The 16618-nt window shown below is 74.3% G+C and carries 10 protein-coding genes; 3 read left to right on the top strand and 7 right to left on the bottom strand.

The window, feature by feature from the left end:
- Positions 1-4: 4 nt before the first annotated feature.
- The 5 genes from ACFVGW_RS20925 to ACFVGW_RS20945 form a co-directional block, all read right to left on the bottom strand.
- Positions 5-1012: an ABC transporter ATP-binding protein gene (locus ACFVGW_RS20925; RefSeq protein ID WP_385853044.1), complete on the bottom strand. Its 1008-nt coding sequence runs from the start codon at positions 1010-1012 to the stop codon at positions 5-7.
- Positions 1013-1062: 50 nt separating this feature from the next.
- On the bottom strand, positions 1063-1941 hold the full coding sequence (locus ACFVGW_RS20930; protein ID WP_385853045.1) for an ABC transporter permease: 879 nt from the start codon (positions 1939-1941) through the stop codon (positions 1063-1065).
- Positions 1938-2891: an ABC transporter permease gene (locus ACFVGW_RS20935; protein ID WP_385853046.1), complete on the bottom strand. Its 954-nt coding sequence runs from the start codon at positions 2889-2891 to the stop codon at positions 1938-1940. Before ACFVGW_RS20935 ends, ACFVGW_RS20930 begins: the two co-directional genes overlap by 4 nt.
- A complete protein-coding gene (locus ACFVGW_RS20940) occupies positions 2888-4522 on the bottom strand; it encodes an ABC transporter substrate-binding protein (RefSeq protein ID WP_385853047.1) in 1635 nt (544 codons plus the stop codon). The genes ACFVGW_RS20935 and ACFVGW_RS20940 overlap by 4 nt, the downstream gene beginning before the upstream one ends.
- A 251-nt stretch (positions 4523-4773) precedes the next feature.
- Positions 4774-6408, bottom strand: a complete 1635-nt coding sequence (locus tag ACFVGW_RS20945) for an amidohydrolase (protein WP_385853048.1) — start codon at positions 6406-6408, stop codon at positions 4774-4776.
- 100 nt (positions 6409-6508) lie between these two features.
- On the opposite strand from ACFVGW_RS20945, the gene ACFVGW_RS20950 reads away from it, so the two are divergent.
- Positions 6509-7204, top strand: coding sequence for a TetR/AcrR family transcriptional regulator (locus ACFVGW_RS20950; protein WP_385853049.1), 696 nt, complete (start codon positions 6509-6511; stop codon positions 7202-7204).
- A gap of 85 nt (positions 7205-7289) precedes the next feature.
- A complete protein-coding gene (locus tag ACFVGW_RS20955) occupies positions 7290-12233 on the top strand; it encodes a CHAT domain-containing protein (RefSeq protein WP_385853050.1) in 4944 nt (1647 codons plus the stop codon).
- Positions 12234-12253: 20 nt separating this feature from the next.
- On the opposite strand, the gene ACFVGW_RS20960 is transcribed toward ACFVGW_RS20955, so the two are convergent.
- Together ACFVGW_RS20960 and ACFVGW_RS20965 are read right to left on the bottom strand one after the other, a co-directional pair.
- Positions 12254-12421 (bottom strand): hypothetical protein, encoded by a 168-nt coding sequence (locus ACFVGW_RS20960; protein WP_385853051.1) that lies wholly within the window; start codon positions 12419-12421, stop codon positions 12254-12256.
- Entirely contained in the window at positions 12396-13082 is a 687-nt protein-coding gene (locus ACFVGW_RS20965) for a DUF6338 family protein (protein WP_385853052.1), read from the bottom strand. Before ACFVGW_RS20965 ends, ACFVGW_RS20960 begins: the two co-directional genes overlap by 26 nt.
- Before the next feature lie 214 nt (positions 13083-13296).
- Here ACFVGW_RS20965 and ACFVGW_RS20970 point away from each other — a divergent pair, with 214 nt between their 5' ends.
- Entirely contained in the window at positions 13297-16470 is a 3174-nt protein-coding gene (locus tag ACFVGW_RS20970) for a BTAD domain-containing putative transcriptional regulator (RefSeq protein ID WP_385853053.1), read from the top strand.
- The last annotated feature ends 148 nt before the right edge of the window (positions 16471-16618 follow it).

The following is a 16618-nucleotide window of genomic DNA, read 5'->3' on the forward strand; positions in this document are numbered from 1 at the left end:
CCGCTCACCGTGTGATCCCTTCGTCGGCGCGGTGGCAGGCGGCCAGACCGTCGCCGTGGCGCGCCAGTACGGGTGTCTCCTCGGTGCACCGCGCCTGCGCGTGGACGCAGCGCGCCGCGAAGGCGCACCCCGGTGGGGCCTCGGCGAGCGAGACGGGCCGGCCGGGGATGGGGCGTGGGGCCGAGGCGCCGGCCTCGATCCGGGGCGTGCAGGCCAGCAGCCCCGCCGTGTACGGGTGCCGCGGCCGGTCGAACAGGGAGGCGGTGTCCGCCGTCTCGACGATCCGGCCCGCGTACATCACGTACACGCGGTCGCAGATCGCCGACGCCAGCTCCAGGTCGTGGGTGACGAAGAGCAGACCGGTGCCGCGTTCGGCCTGGAGCCGGGTGAGGATCGCGATGATCTCGGCCTGCGTGGTGACGTCGAGCGCCGTGGTCGGCTCGTCGGCCACCAGCAGTTCCGGCTCGCCCGCCAGAGCCGCGGCGATCACCACCCGTTGGAGCATCCCGCCGGAGAACTGGTGCGGATGGCGGCGCAGCGCGCCTCGCGGGTCGCGGATGCCGACGGCGTCGAGGAGCTCCTCCGCCCGCGCGAGCGCCGTCGCCGCGGGAGTACCGGCGGCGCGCAGGCCCTCCGTGAGGAAGTCGCCGATCCGGCGCAGCGGGTTCACGGAGGCGCGGGGGTCCTGGTAGATCATGGCGACCCGCCGCGCGCGCAGCCGGGTCAGCTCCGCGCGGTCCATCGTCAGGACGTCACCGCCTCCCACCCGTACGGCACCGGTCGTCCGCGCCTTGGCCGGCAGCAGTCCGAGCACGCTGCGGCACGCGACCGACTTGCCCGAACCGGACTCGCCGACCAGACCGACGGTCTCGCCCGCGGCGACCCGGAGCGTGACGCCGTCGAGGAGCGGCCGGGCCGCCTGCCCGTCCGGCAGCCGGACCCCCAGGCCGTCGATCTCCAGCACGGGGGACCGCCGTATGTTCTCGAGTCCGACGGGATCCACGTCGTCCATGCGACCTATGGGACCCATGGGACCCATGGGATTCATTGGGTTCATGGTGTTCACCGCTCCCGCTTCGCGATCCGGTCGGCGAGGCCCTCGCCGACGATGCCGAACGCCACCACGGCGAGGACCACGCAGAACGACGGCGCGAGCGCGGGCAGCATCGCCCCCTGCTGGAGCGCCGCCTGGCCTTCGTTGATCATGGCGCCCCAGTCCGCCGTGGGCGGCTGCACGCCGAAGCCGAGGAACGACAGGGCGGCGAGGTCCATCAGGGCGTACCCGAAGTTCATCGCGGACTGCGCGAACACCGTCGGGGCGATGTTGGGCAGCAGATGCCGCAGACAGATCGTCCAGCCCGACCAGCCCTGCACGCGGTACGACTCGATGTACGCGCGGGCCTTCTCCTGGCGGGCGATCCCCCGCACGAGCCGCCCCACGTACGGCGTGTACGCCACCGCCATGGCGATCACCGGCGCGGTCATGCCCGAACCGAGCACGGCCACGAGGAGGATCGCGAACAGCAGCCCGGGAATCGCGAAGGCCAGGTCCATCGACCGGGACAGCAGCACGTCCGCCCAGCCGCCGCGCCACGCGGCGACCAGCCCGAGCAGGGTGCCGAGCAGCGTCGAGACGCCGACCACGAGCAGCGGTCCGAGCAGCCCCGTCCGCGCACCGTGCAGCAGTCGCGACAGGATGTCCCGGCCCGACTGGTCGGTGCCGAGGAGATGGTCGCCGCCGGTTCCCACCAGGCTCGCCGACAGATCGAGCGCCTCGGGGTCGTACGGCGCGAGTACGGGCGCGAACACGGCGACCAGGACGAGCCCGGCCAGCACGACGACGGCGGCGCTGAAGAGCGGCCCCTGGCCGAGGACGCGCAGCGCGCCCAGACCCGGGCGGCGGCGCAGCGCCCCGGATGCGGGGGAGACGGTGGTGGTCATCGGGATGCCTCCCCGTGGACGGACAGCCGGGGGTCGACCAGCGGAACGAGCAGGTCGACGACGAGATTGACGACGACGAACGCCGTCACGCTCAGCAGGGTGATCGCCTGGACGACGGCGAAGTCCTTGGCCGTCACCGACTGCACGAGCAGCGAACCGATGCCGGACACGTTGAACGCGGTCTCCACGATCGACGTACTGATCAGCAGACCGGCGAGCATCGTGCCGCCGACGGTCACGATCGGCCCCAGGGCGTTGCGGAGCACGTGCCGGCGGACCACGGACGCGCTCGCGACCCCACGCGCCCGGGCCACCTCGACGTGCTCGCGCCCCATCTCGTCGAGCATCGCGGACCGGGTGACCCGGGCGAGCATCCCGGCGAAGGTGATCGCCAGGGCGAACGCCGGCAGCGTGAGGTGGTACACCCGGTCGGTGAAGCCCTCCGGAGTGCCACCGGGCCCGGGGAACCAGCCCAGTTGGACGGAGAAGAGCGAGACGAGCGCGATGGCGCTCACGAACGAGGGGGTCGCCGTCGCCACACCGGTCCCGAGCAGCACCGTCCGGTCCACGGCCCCGGGCCGCAGCGCCGCCAGGACGCCCGCGGACACCCCGAGGACGGCGACGAGCAGCGCCGCGTACCCCACGAGCACGGCCGTGCCCGGCAGACGCGAGCCGATGAGCGGACCGACGTCCTGGTGGAACTGCGCCGAGCGGCCGAAGTCGCCGTGCAGGACCCCGCCCAGCCACTTCGCGTACTGGACCGGAAGCGGATCGTCCAGGTGGTACTGGCTGCGCAGCGCCGCCACCGCCTCCGGCGTCGCGGGACGGCCGTGCAGCAGGAAGGACACCGGGTCGCCGGGGGCGAGATGCACGGCGGCGAAGACCAGGACCGACGTGACGAGCAGGACCGTCACCAGTCCGAGGAGCCGGCCCGCGAGATAGCGCGTCATGACTGTGCGGCCCCGATCGTCGCGGCCCAGGGGTAGTACAGCTGCGCGATCCCGGTGGGCGCGCCGGTGACTCCGCTCCCCAGGAAGACCGAGTAGGGGGCTTCGTACAGCGGGATGACGGGGAGTTCGCGTACGGCGATCTTCTGCAGCTCGGCCGTCAGGTCCGCCCGGCGGGCCGGATCGGGTTCGGCGTTCGCCCGGTCGAAGGCCGCGTCGTACTCGGCGTTCGACCAGTTGCCGTAGTTCCCGACGTGGCCGCTGCTCAGGTACTGGTAGAACTCCAGCGGATCGGGCGTGTTGTCGTACCCGTTGGTGATGACCAGGTCCAGGCCCTTGCGCGCCTCGGGGTCGACGAAGATGCTGCTGTACGCCTCCGGGGCGACGGACTTCAACCGGACGTCGAGCCCGATCTGCCGCCCCGCCGCCTGGACGGCGTTGGCCACGACACTGATCTCCGGCGCGAGCGAACTGGTGACGAGCGTGATCCTCCGCCCGGTGGCACCGGCCTCCTCGACCAGCTTCTTCGCGGCGGCCACGTCGTACACCGGCTCGGGCAGGGCGTCGAAGTAGGCGTCGGTCCTCTCCGGCACGAGCGCCCACGCACCGCGTGCGGTGGGCGCCTTGGCCGGGACGCCGACGCCGCCGGCCGCCGCCTTGACGATGTTCTTCCGGTCGAGCGCCATGGAGAGTGCCTGCCGGACCTTCAGGTCGCCGAGCGGGCCCTTGAAGTCGAGGACGGAGAGGTCGGCGGCCGCCGTGTTGGGGCCGAAGTACACCTTCCCCTTCGGGGTGGACCGCAGCTGGGTCAGCGAGGTGGCGGGCACCATGTAGCCGCCGTCGGCCGTGCCCGACAGGAAGGCGTTGGTACGGGCGGCCGGGTCCTCGACGAACGTGAAGGTGACGGTGTCGTTCTTCGGGGCCAGGGAGGTGTCCCAGTACCCCGGGTACTTCTTGAGCGTGACGCTCTCGCCCTGCGCCCAGCCGTCCAGGGCGTACGGGCCGGTGCAGTTGACCTTCCCCTTGGGGCCGCCGTAGTCCTTGCCGGCCTTCGCCAGGAAGGCGGCGCTCTCGACGGTGCCCGGCGAGGCCGCCATCAGCTCGTTGAGCAGGACGTCGGGCCGGGAGAGCCGGATCGTCACCTCCAGCGGACCGCTGCTGGTGATCGAGGTGACGTTCCTGAACGCCGACCCCCAGGGCGACCCGGTCGCCGGGTCCGTGTGGCGCTTCAGGGAGGCGACCACGTCGTCGGCGGTCATGGTCGTGCCGTCGTGGAACGTCACGCCCGGACGCAGGGTGTACACCCAGGTCTTCGGATCGGGGTTGGCGTACTTCACGGCGAGCCCGGGCTCGATCTTCAGGTCGGGGGTGACCCGCAGGAGCTGCTCGCACACGTTGGCGAGCACGGTGTTGGGCGGGTAGTCGTACGCGAGGGCGTAGTCGAGCGTGTACGGCTCGGCGTACAGCGACCAGGTGAGGGCGCCGATGGTGCCCTTCGCGGCGGGGGAGGTGGGGGTGACGGTGTAGGCGGCGCCGCCGCCGGATCCGGATCCGGTCGCGCCGGAACAGCCGGCGGTGGCGGCCGCGACGGCGGCGGTGCAGACGAGCAGTGCGGTGGTTCTGGAGATGCGCAAGGAGACCCACCCCTTACGGGTGTAGTGACGGGCGCTGGGGGATGGAGCGTGGTGCGGGGCTGCGGTGGAGCGGCGTGGGGGTGGTACTGCGGAGTGGGGGGTGGGGCGCGGTGGGGCTGTGCGGCGGTGCGGCTGTGCGGGGCGCGGGTGCGCCGGGCTGACGGGCCGACGGGCCGACGGGCTGCCGCGGAGACGCGACAGGCCGTGGGCGGGGGTGGCCGCCGGGCCGGTGGGCCGCAGGCGGGGTGGCGTCAGGCCGTGTGGACCGGCGTGCCGCCGACGTAGGTGCTGAGGACCCGGGCCTCGGCGATCTCCTCCGGCGGCGCGGTGAAGATGTCACGGTCGAGGACGACCAGGTCGGCGAGGTTCCCCGGGAGCAGCGTGCCGGTCTCGTCGAGCCCGTTCACATGCGCGGAACCGGCCGTGTACGCGGCGACGGCGGAGGCCAGGTCGAGGCGCTGCTCCGGCAGGAAGATCCGCTCGTCGGACGTGCCGGGCTCCTTCCGGTTCACCGCGACATGGATGCCCGCGATCGGGTCGGGGCTGGAGACGGGCCAGTCGCTGCCCGCCGCCAGGGTGGCCCCGGCGCGCAGCAGGGAGCCGAACGGGTACTGCCAGGAGGTCCGTTCGGGTCCGAGGAAGGGGATCGTCAGCTCGTCCATCTGCGGCTCGTGCGCGGCCCACAGGGGCTGGATGTTGGCGATGGCCCCCAGGCGGGCGAACCGGTCCAGGTCGTGGGGGTGGACCACCTGCAGATGGGCGAGGTGGTGCCGGTTGCCGCGCCGGCCGTTGGCCTCGACCGCGGCCTCGACGGCGTCGAGGGCCTCCCGCACCGCGCGGTCGCCGAGCGCGTGGAAGTGCACCTGGAAGTCGAGGGCGTCGAGGCGGGTCACGTACGAGCGCAGCGCGACCGGGTCGACGAAGCTGAGCCCCGAGTTGGCGGTGGCGCAGCCGCACCCGTCGAGGTACGGAGTCGTCATCGCGGCCGTGAAGTTCTCGGCGACGCCGTCCTGCATGATCTTGACCGAGCCGGCCCGGAACCGCCCGTACGTCAGCTCCTTGCGACGGGTGACGAGGTCGTCGATCTGCTCGTCCCCCCGCTCGCGGTCCCACCACAGCGCGCCGGTGACCCGGGCGGTGAGCGTCCCGGCGCGGGCGGCCGCGAGATAGGCGTCGGAGGGGTCGGGGTGACCGCCGTACATCCCCAGCATGGCGTCCTGCCAGCCGGTGATGCCGAGCGAGTGGAGCAGCTTCTGCGCGCGCAGGAGTCCGGTGAGCCGGTCGGCGGCGGAACTCGGCGGGACGAGCCGGGAGACCAGACCGGTGGCGCCCTCCTGAAGGGTGCCGCTCGGGGTGCCGTCGGGCTCACGCTCGATCCGCCCGTCGGCGGGGTCGGGGGTCTCCCGGGTGAGCCCGGCGTGTTCGAGGGCACGCGTGTTCGCCCAGGCGCCGTGGTGGTCGCGGTTGACGAGATAGACCGGCCGGTCGGGGACGACCGAGTCGAGCAGCTGCCGGGTGGGCAGGCCGCCCTCGAAGCTCTCCATCGACCAGCCGCCGCCGGTGATCCACGGCCGGTCCGGGTGGGCCTCGGCGAACTCCCGGATCCGGGTCAGGTAGTCCTCGACGCCGACTGTGCCGGTCAGGTCGCACTCGGCCAGCTCCGTCCCGGCGAACACGGCGTGGACGTGTGCGTCCTGGAAGCCGGGAAGGAGCAGCTTTCCCCGGAGGTCGACGACTTCGGTGTCCGGCCCGATGAGTTGGCGCACCTCGTCATGACCGACGGCGGTGATGCGCTCGCCGGTGACGGCGAGGCTGCTCGCCCGGGTGCGGGCGGGATCGCCGGTGTGGACGGGTCCCTGGGTGAAGACCAGATCGGCCTTGGTCATGGGGATGCTCCAGAACGGGAGAAGGAGGCGTGCCTGGTGAACGCACATGGAACTGGGCGAGCCGTTTACACGTCAATGGTGTTGTCATAAGGTGGGTCGCATGGTCGAGCGAGTGGTCCCGGAAGGGCAGCGGCGGCGCCGCAGGCCCACCAAACAAGGCGCCGTCCTCTCGGAACGGCTGATCATCGAGACCGCGCTGCGGCTCGTCGGCGGACACGGCGCGGACGCCCTGTCCGTACGGCGGCTCGGCGCCGCCCTCGGGGCCGACCCCAGCTCCCTCTACCGCTACTTCCGCAACACCGACGACCTGCTGCTCGCGCTGGCGGACGAGTTCGTCGGACGCGCGCAGGAGGGCTGGCGGGCGACCGGCGACTGGCGGGCGGACCTCCGCGACATGGGGCTGCGGATCCACGCCGTGTACCTCGCCAACCCGCAGGCGGCGCTGCTCGCCGCGCACCGGACCACGGGCCGCGCCCACGAGACGGCGGCCGTGGAGAAGATCCTGGGCATCCTGCGCGGGGCCGGCTTCCCCGACACGACGGCCGTACCGCTGTACCACGCCTTCGTCGACCAGGCTCTGGCCTTCGCGGCCCTGGACGCCGCCGCGCTCGCCCTGCCGGACCCCGCGCGCGTGGCGGACGAGGAGGTGTGGCGCGCCTCGTACGGGAGACTGCCGGCGGAGACCCACCCGAACATCGCGGCGACCTTCCCGATCCTCGCCGCCGACATGCGCGACAGCGGCTACCCCTTCGCCCTGGACCTGATGCTGGACGCCGCGGCGGCCCGGCTGCCGTAGCCGAGGCCGCCCGGGGGAACTCCCCCTGTGCTGGGCTACGTTGACCTCCGAGGACGAGAACTCCGACGGGGAGCGGCGACCAGGGATGAACGTCGAAGCGACGGCTCAGCGGATGATGGACCGGGTCTTACGGGCCGACCACGATCCCGGCGCGTTGCGCTGGTTCCTGACCGACGAGGCCGCCGCGACGGCCGACGGCATACGCCGCGCCGGGACGCTGCCGGACGGGAACGTCCTGCTCGTCGCCGTCAACGCGATCGGGTACTACGAATGGTGCCGCCACCTCGCCGGCGAGGGCGCGGACATGGCGGCCCTCGGCTCCGCCGTCCTCTGCTTCCTCGACGTCCACCGCGCCTCGCCCGCCCACGTACCGCCCGTCCTCGGCCCGGTCCTCGCGCTGCTCGCGGGCGAGCCCGCCGGAGCGGAGGCGGACCCGGGCGACGCGTACCAGGCGGGCGCCGGAATCCTCGCCCTCTACACCCGCCACCGCCACCCCGGACCGCTGCCCGCCGCGGCCGCGCTGCTGCGCCACGCCGTCGCCGGATTCCCCGACGGCAGCGCCGAACAGGGCACCTGCCTCTCCGACCTCGGTCTGACGATGCTGTACGGATTCCGGGACGGCGGCGGACCGGAGATCCTCGCCGAGGCCGTCCACCACAGCCGCGCCGCCGTGGCCGCCGCACCCGGTGAGCGGGTCGAACAGGCCCGCAGAGCGGGCAACCTGGGGCTCGTCCTGAACCACGCCGCGGAGGCCTCCGGGGACCCCGCCGTCGCGCGGGAGAGCGTCGACGTGCTGCGCCGGACCGTGCGCGCGAGCCGACCGGACGATCCCCACCACGCCCTCCACCTCGCCCTGCTGGGCACGGCGCTCCTGAACGCCGCCGCGCAGCTCCGCGACCCCGCTCTCCTCCCCGAGGCCGTCGACGCCCTGCGCCGCTCCACCGCCGCGAACCCGGACCAGCCTCCGCCCGCCGCGCACCTGAACGATCTCGGCATGGCGCTCGTCACCCTCTCGATGGCACCCCTGGACGCTCCCGGCGCACAGGACCGCACCGCGCTCCACGCGGAGGGCATCGCCACCTGCCGACGCGCCGCCGCGGCGGCGGACAACCCCGTCGAGGGCTCCCTCTACCTCGCCAACCTGGCCCACGCGCTCAACGGCAGCACGGCCGGTGCCCGGAACCCCTCCGCCCTCGACGACGCGCACGGCGCCGCGCGCGACGCCCTGGCCGCGGCCCCGCCCGGTCACCCGGCCCACACCCACGCCCAGTACGTCCTGGCCGAGGTCCTGCGCTCCCGGTACGCCGAGACCGGTGTCCTCGCCGACCTGGAGGCCGCGATCGGGCACGCGCGCAGCGCCATGGACGCCACCGGGGGAGACGACCGGCACCACACGGGCCGCGCCCTGGAGCTCGCCGCCCTGCTGCGCCTGCACGCCGACGCCCTCGGCGGCCCGTCCGGCGCGCTCGCCGAACCGCTCGCCCTGCTGCGCCGGCTCGCCGCGGACACCCCACCGCGGTCGGCCGAACGCGCCCGCGTCCTGCTCGAACTGGCCAGGACCCTGGACGCGTCGGCGGACGGCAGGGGGGAGACCGCCGAAGCCGCCGCGGCGGAGGCGGAGCGGACGTTCCGGGAGGCGCTCGCCCTCACGGAGGCGACCGGCGGGGACACGACGGGCGTGACCTACGCCCTCGGGCACGCGCTCGCCTGGCGGTTCTCCGAGCGCGCAGCGGCGGAGGGCGCCCCCGGCCCGGGCGCCGAGGAGAAGCGGAGCGAGGGCATCGCCCTGATCCGGCGGGCCCTCGGCCTGCTGGGCGACGACGACCCGCGACGCGCGGAGTACCTGTCCGCACTCGGCGGCATCCACCTGCACCTCGCCATCACGAAGCGGGACCCGGACGGACACGCCGAGGCCGTGCGCGTCCTGCGCCTGGCCGTGGCGGCCGCGTCGCGCACCGGCGGCCACGACAGAGCGGTGAGCAGCTCCAACCTCGGCGTCGCCCTGGTGAGTTCCGGCGCCCTGACCGCCGACGAGGCGCTGCTGGCCGAGGGCGTGCGGGCGCACCGGGACGCCGTCGCCGCGACCGCGCCGGGCGACCACTACCGCGCACACCGCCTCGGGAACCTGGGCGACGCCCTGGAGGACCTCGCCCAGATCCGCTCGGACGCCGGCCTCGTCACGGAGGCCGTGGACGTGCTGCGCGAGGCGGTACGGATCTCGGGGCCCACCACGCCGGGCAGGGGCGAGAACCTCTCCCGCCTGGGCGCCGCCCTGCGCTCCCTCTCCCGCTTCACCGGCGACGGCGCCCCGCTCGAAGAGGCCGTCCAGTGGCACCGCCAGGCGGTCGCCGTCGCCGAGGAGACCGGCTCCCACCGCACGGACACGTACGGGACGGGCACGCGCCACACGTCCGGGTCGCGCGCCCGCTCCGGCCTCGCCAACGTCCTCGCCGAGCTCCACCTCCGCACCTACGACGAAGACCTGCGCGACGAGGCCCTGGACCACTACCGCGCGGCGCTCGCGAGCCCGCACGATCCCGGCGAGCGCCACGCCCTCCTCACCAGCTACGGCACCGCGCTGTGCGGCCGGGCCGCCGACACCGCCGACGACACGCTCATGGGCACCGCGATCGGCATCCTGCGGGAAGCCGCCGCCGTCGTCCCCGCCGGGCACAGGGGACGGGCGGGCGTCCTCACCAACCTGGGCTTCGCCCTCACCCGTCGCTCCCGCCTCACCGGCGACAGCAGATGGCTCGACGAGGGCGTGGACGTCCTGCGCCACGCCGTCCGGCAGAGCCCGCCCACCTCCTTCGAGCGCGCCGCCCACCTCTCCAACCTCGCCGAGGCGCTACGGATCCGGTACGAGGCCACGCACGACCGGAGCGCCGCCGACGAGGCGGCGGGGCTGCTGCGCGAGGCGGTCTCCCTCGCGGGCGGTGAACGGCACGGCAGGGACATCGCGCGCGTCAACCTCGGCGTCCTGCTGCACCGCACCGCACTCGGCGGCCCGGGCGACGCCACGGATCCGGGGCTGCTCGCCGAGGCGAGGCGCGTCCTGGAGGAGGCCGTCGCCGGACTCGACGACCGTCACCCACGGCGTACCGTGGCCCTGATCAACCTCGCCGCCACGAGCATGATCACCGCGGAGGTGGCCGAGGACCCCGCCGATCCGGCGCTCGCGCCCGTTCTCGCCCGCGGAGCGGACGCCGCCCGGGAGGCGCTCGACCGGCTGCCCGAGAGCCACCCCCACCATTCCCACGTCCAATGGGTCCTGGCCCGGACCCAGTTGGCGAAGACCCACCTCGCCGACGACAGCGTCGGCCCGCAGGAACTCGCCGAGGCCGTCCGCCTCGCCCGGCAGGCCGCCCGCAACCCGGTCGCCTCCGTGGCCAAGCGGCTGCTCGCCGCCCGCACCTGGGGCGAGGCGGCCGTCGCCGCCGGCCAGGACGCCGAGGCGCTCGGGGGCTACACGTACGCCGTCGGCCTCCTGCCCCGCCTCGCCCCGCGCGGCCTCGAACGCGCCGACCAGGAGGACCGGTTGGTCGCCGGTACGGGACTCGCCTCCGACGCGGCCGCGCTCGCGCTGCGGCAGGGCGACCCGCAGGCCGCGCTCACGCTCCTCGAACAGGGGCGGGGCGTGCTGCTCGCCCAGGGCCTGGAGGCCCGCGGCGACCTCTCCCGGCTGCGTACGGCCGACCCCGCCCTGGCCACCGAGTTCGAACGCGTCCGGGACTCCCTGAGCGCCGGACCGCCCCGCCCCGCGTCGCCCGGGGGTCTGGGGCCCGCCGACCCCGCGTACTCGGGCCACGAGGCCGGGCTGCTCGCCGAGTCACGGCACGCCCTCGCCCGGACGTGGGACGACCTCCTCGACCGGATCCGCCGACTCCCCGGCCTCGAAGGCTTCCTGGCCGCACCGCGCGTGGCGGAGCTGATCGGCGCGGCCTCCGGGGGCCCGGTCGTGGTGGTCAACGTCAGCCGGTACCGCTCCGACGCGCTCGTGGTCACCGCCGACCGGGGCATCGAGGTCGTCCCGCTGCCCGCACTCACCCCGGCCGGCGTCCTCGACCGGGCCACGGCGTTCCTCCAGGCCGTCGACGACGCGTACGGGGACCAGGGGACCCGGCAGGCCTTCTCCGCGATGGGGACGCTGTCGGAGACCCTGGAGTGGCTGTGGACCGCCGTCGCGGAGCCGGTCCTCGACCGCCTCGGCCTGCACACCGCCCCGCCCGACGACGCGTCGTGGAGCCGGCTGTGGTGGTGCCCCACCGGGTGGCTGGCGTTGCTGCCCCTGCACGCGGCGGGCCGCTCCGACGCCGGAACCCGGTCGGGGCCGGGCTCCGGGGCGAGCGTGATGGACCGGGTCGTCTCCTCGTACACACCGACGCTGCGCGCCCTGGACCGCGCCCGGCAGGCGCCCTCGGGCACCGCCGTGGCCACGCCCGCCCCGTTGATCGTCACCCTCGCGGACACACCCGGAGCCCCCTCCCTGCCCGGGGCCTCCCAGGAGGCGAAGCTGCTGCGGAAGCTGTTCCCGGCGCACCTCGAACTCGCCGGTCCCGCCGCCACCGTCGACGCGGTGCGGCAGGCGCTACCCGCCCACCCGTGGGTCCACTTCAGCTGTCACGGGGTCAGCGAGCCGGACAGGCCGTCCGAGAGCGGACTGATCCTCCACGACGGGCGGCTCACCGTCCGCGACGCGGCCGAGCAGCGCCCGCGCGAGGCGGTCCTCGCCGTCCTGTCGGCCTGCTCCACCTCCCAGGGCGGACTCACGCTTCCCGACGAGTCGGTGCAGCTGGCGTCCGCCTTCCAACTGGCCGGGTACCCGCATGTGATCGGCACGCTGTGGCCCGTCGCGGACAAGGTGGCGACGCGGCTGACGGAGGAGCTGTACACGGCGCTGACCGAGGACCTCCCGCGCGGCCGTCCGATCGATCCGGCGACGGCGCTGCACCGCCCGGTCCGCGAGCTGCGCCGGCGCCTCGCCCGTGCCCCGCACCTGTGGGCCGCGCACATCCACACCGGGCCGTGACGCACGCGCGGCGACGCGGCTCACTCCTGCGTCGTCGCCCCGTCGCCCACCGCCGTGCCCGACGGCGCCTGCGGCACGTCGTCGGGCTCCGGCGCCTCGTCGGACGGGCGGTACGTCCGCCGTTCGGAGAACTCGGCGATCATGTCCTCCCACTCCGGCTCGTCAGACGACCGGTGATGTCGCGTCATCCTCTGCTCCTTCCATCTGTTCCCGGGGCTGCTGCTCCGGCACGACCGGCGGCGCCGGCGGCGCCAGCAGCACTTCCAGTACGTCGATGTCGGCGGCCCGCAGATAGACCCCGCCGGTGTCGGGGACCTTTCCGAGGAACGCGCCGTCGGGTGCCATCCGGTACTGGGACTGAAGGTAGAGGTCACCCGGGTGCGGATAGGCGGAGACCGCCGACCTCGATCCCAGCCACCCACCCACCCACAGACCGTTCTTGAGCCGGGCCCGGACGAAGCAGGACCCGCGGTCGCGGAACAGCGCGTCCCAGGCCGTCGGCGTCGGCTCGTACCGCGCCCGCCGCCGTCGCCGGTCCCGCACCGCCTCCGCCCAGGCGATCCCCGACGGCACCGCGACCACCAGGAGCAGCGCTGCCAGGCCCGCCTCCCGTGGGCGTTCGAGCATCCCGGCGACCGGCCCCCGGCCGTCCCCCGTGAGCAGCCGCACCAGCCACGGGCCCGCGGCCGCCGCGTACACGGCGTCGAGCAGCGCCCCGGCCGCGACGGCCCGCACGATCCGGTTCTGCGGCTCCTGCTCCGCCGCGACGGCCCCGCGCAGATGCTCCCGTACGGCCTGGTAGAAGACCCCGGGCAGCACCAGGACCAGCAGGATCGTCAGCTGTTGCACCGTCCCCGGAACCATCGCTCGCCCTCCCGTCGCCCGCGCCACGAACTCCCCGGCTCACACCGTACGTCGGTGATCCACCGCGCGACACGCCGATCCGGCCAACGGCCCGTCCGGCCGCGGCGAGGGGGTGGTGGGGCGCGGGCATTCGAGGAGCCCCGGCCGGGCAAGATCGCTAGGATGGCGGGGTTCGCTGCGCCTGGGGGAGGCCACCGTCGTGAAGATCGTCCTGCTCGGTCCGGTCGAGGCCCTGACCGACGACGCGTCGCCGGTCGACATCGGAGGTCTCCGGCTGCGGATGCTGCTGGCCAGGCTCGCGCTGGAGGGTGGCCGGCCCGTCCTTGCGGACACGCTCGTCGATGGCCTGTGGGGGGCCGACTCCCCGGCCGAGGTGGGCAACGCCCTCCAGGCGCTGGTGTCCCGGCTGCGCAAGGCCCTGCGGGGCGTCGCCACGCTGGAGTCCGTCGCCGGCGGCTACCGCCTGTCGGTACGCGACGAGGACGTGGACGCCCACCGCTTCGAGGAACTGGCGGCACGCGGCAGGCGCGCTCTGGCGGCCGGGCGCGCGGACGAGGCCGCCTCGCTGCTCGGCGAGGCCCTCGCGCTGTGGCGGGGCCCGGCGCTTGCCGACGTCCTCGACGCCCCCTACGCGCGTACCGTCGCCATCCGTCTCGACGACGTGCGGGCCTCCGCCGCCGAGGACCGGTTCGACGCCGAACTGCGTATCGGACGGTACTCCGAGGTCCTCACTGACCTCGAAACAGCCGGTGCCGAACGCCCGTTGAGCGAGCGCATCGCCGGTCTGCGGATGAAGGCGCTGTCGGCCGCCGGCCGCCAGTCCGACGCGCTCGCCGTGTACGAGGAGATGCGCGGCCGGCTCGGCGAGGAACTCGGCGTCGACCCGTCCGCCGAACTCCAGGACGTCCATATGGCGCTCCTGCGAGGCGAGTTGACCGCGCCCGCCGACCGTCCCGAGACCGCGGCGGCGAGCCGCCTTCCGGCCCGGCTGACGAGCTTCGTCGGCCGGGACCGCGAACTGGAGCGTGTGGCAGCCCTGCTGTCCTCCTCCCGCCTCGTCACCGTCGTCGGCTTCGGCGGCGCCGGCAAGACCCGGCTCTCCCTGGAGGCCGCGACCCGGCACCGCGCCCACGAGCGCGGCCGGGTCTGGTTCGCGCCCCTCGCCGGTGTGAGCCACGGCGACCGGCTGGCCGACGCGGTGCTGGGCGCGCTCGGTTCCAAGGACGGCCGCGTGTACAACGGCGCGCAGGGCGCGGGCGCGACGCCCGTCGACCGGCTGGCCGAGCTCCTCGACGGCGGCGAGGCCGTCCTCGTCCTCGACAACTGCGAACACCTCGTCGAGGCCGCGGCCGAACTCGCCGAGGAACTCCTCGACCGGCTGCCGCTGCTGAGGATCCTCGCCACCAGCCGAGAGGCCCTCGCCATCACCGGCGAGGCACTCTGCCCGCTCGGTCCGCTGGAACTCCCGGACCCCTCGCGGGAGACGGCCGAGGCCCGCGACGCGGCCGCGGTACGGCTCTTCGTCGACCGGGCCGTGGGGGTCCGCCCCGACTTCGCGCTCGACGACACCACGGCGGGCGCCACCGTCGAGATCTGCCGTCGCCTCGACGGCATGCCGCTCGCCCTCGAACTGGCCGCGGCCAAGCTGCGCTCGATGAGCGTGGACCAGATCGCGCGCCGCCTCGACGACCGCTTCCGGCTCCTCACGTCGGGGAGCCGCACCGCCCTGCCCCGTCAGCGGACCCTGCTCGCCCTCGTCGAATGGAGCTGGGACCTCCTCGACGAGCCCGAACGTCTCCTGGCCCGGCGGCTGTCGGTCTTCCCCGGAGGAGCCACCGTCGCCGCCCTCGAGGGAGTCTGCGCCGACGACACCCTCCCCGCCGAGGACGTGGTGTACGTACTCGGCGCCCTCGTCGAGAAGTCCCTCGTGACCTCCTCCGGCGAGGGCGAGCCCCGGTACCGGATGCTGGAGACCGTACGGGCCTTCGCCGCCGACCGGCTCGCCCGGGCCGGGGACGGGGTCTCCCTTCCGTTCGCCGACCACTTCCTGGCCCTCGCCGAGGAGCTGGAACCCCTGCTGCGCACCGGCGAACAGCTGCGCGCGATCGCGGTGTTCGACGCCGAGCACGAGAACATGGTGGCCGCACTGCGGTCGGTCCTCGACGCCCGGGACGCCGCGAAGGCGGCCCGGTTCGTCCGGGCGATGTTCTGGTACTGGGGGATCCGCGGGATGACCACCCAGTTCGAGACCTTCCTCGGAGCCGTGCTCGAGCTCGGCGACGCCCTGCCCGAGGAGGCGAGGGTCGCCTTCGGACTCGTCCGCACCGCCGCCGGCACCCCGGACGCCGAGCGGGAGGACACGCCGACGGACCCGGCGAGCGTCGACACCGCCGAGGTGCTCGGCTTCCATCCGGCCCTTCCTCTGCTGCGGATGTCCCAGCTCGCGGGCGACGCGGACCAGCGGGAGCGGGGGCTCCGGCAGTCCCTGCGCTCCACGGACCCCTGGGTCCGGGCCAGCGCCCACTGGGCGCACGACTTCGTCCTCACCGAGCAGGGAGACTTGGAGAGCGGAGCCGAGGCACGCGCCGCGGCCCTGCGCGGCTTCGAGGAGGTCGGGGACCGCTGGGGGCTGTTGATGAGCCTGCTCCCGCTCGGCCGTGACCACTCGTTGCGGGCCGAGTACGGCCCCGCCCTTGCGGTGTTCGAACGGGCGGTGGCGATCAGCTCCGAACTGGGCACCGAGGAACACCTCACGTGGACCAAGTTCCGCCTCTCGCAGGAGCGGTCGCGCTCCGGGGACCACGAAGGCGCCGTGCGCGACATCCACGCGGCCCGGCGACTGGCCAGGGATCGCGGTCTTCGCCGGATGGAGGTCGGGCTCCTGCCCCAGCTCGCCTACGCGCACCGTGTCGCCGGCGCGCTGGGCCTGGCCGAGGAAGCCCTGGACCGGATGGAGGCCGTCGTGCACCGGCTCCCGTACCCCGAGCAGACGAGCCGGGACATCATCACCGCCGGCAGGATGGCGAACCTGATCACCAGGGGAGCGTCCGAGGAGGCCAGGGCCCTCCTGCCCCGAGCGGTGCGCGGCTATGTCGCGCGAGGCGACAACAACGGGATCACGTGGGTCACGGAGCAACGCGCGCTGCTGATCGCCCTGGAGGGTGATCAGGTCGGCGCGGCGACCGCCCTGGGCATGACGAGGGCGATCCGCGGCGCGTTCGACTTCGGTGACCCGGAGTTGCGGGCCCTGGCCGCCGGACTGACGGAGACGCTGGGCGAGTCCGCGTACGCCGAGGCCTACGAGCGCGGCGCGACCCTCCCGCGACAGGAGGCGCTGGGGCTCGTGACAGCGGAGGGCGCGGACACCGTGTGACGGGGGCAGGACGTGGAAGTCCCTTGAAGGGTGGAGGGCGTGGACGCCGTGTGACGGGGGAGGGCGTGGACATCACGTGACGGCCCGCCTCCCGGCCCGTCTTCCCCCTCACCGCCCGTCCGGCCGGAACGGCCGCCCGCTCCGTACA

This window comes from Streptomyces sp. NPDC127129 (assembly GCF_042671585.1).
Lineage (GTDB): Bacteria > Actinomycetota > Actinomycetes > Streptomycetales > Streptomycetaceae > Streptomyces.

Bases quoted from the DNA above. Each gene is read 5' to 3' on its own strand.
- ACFVGW_RS20925 (WP_385853044.1), bottom strand. From the start codon at position 1,012: ATGGACGACGTGGATCCCGTCGGACTCGAGAACATACGGCGGTCCCCC.
- ACFVGW_RS20930 (WP_385853045.1), bottom strand. From the start codon at position 1,941: ATGACCACCACCGTCTCCCCCGCATCCGGGGCGCTGCGCCGCCGCCCG.
- ACFVGW_RS20935 (WP_385853046.1), bottom strand. From the start codon at position 2,891: ATGACGCGCTATCTCGCGGGCCGGCTCCTCGGACTGGTGACGGTCCTG.
- ACFVGW_RS20945 (WP_385853048.1), bottom strand. From the start codon at position 6,408: ATGACCAAGGCCGATCTGGTCTTCACCCAGGGACCCGTCCACACCGGC.
- ACFVGW_RS20950 (WP_385853049.1), top strand. From the start codon at position 6,509: ATGGTCGAGCGAGTGGTCCCGGAAGGGCAGCGGCGGCGCCGCAGGCCC.
- ACFVGW_RS20955 (WP_385853050.1), top strand. From the start codon at position 7,290: ATGAACGTCGAAGCGACGGCTCAGCGGATGATGGACCGGGTCTTACGG.
- ACFVGW_RS20960 (WP_385853051.1), bottom strand. From the start codon at position 12,421: ATGACGCGACATCACCGGTCGTCTGACGAGCCGGAGTGGGAGGACATG.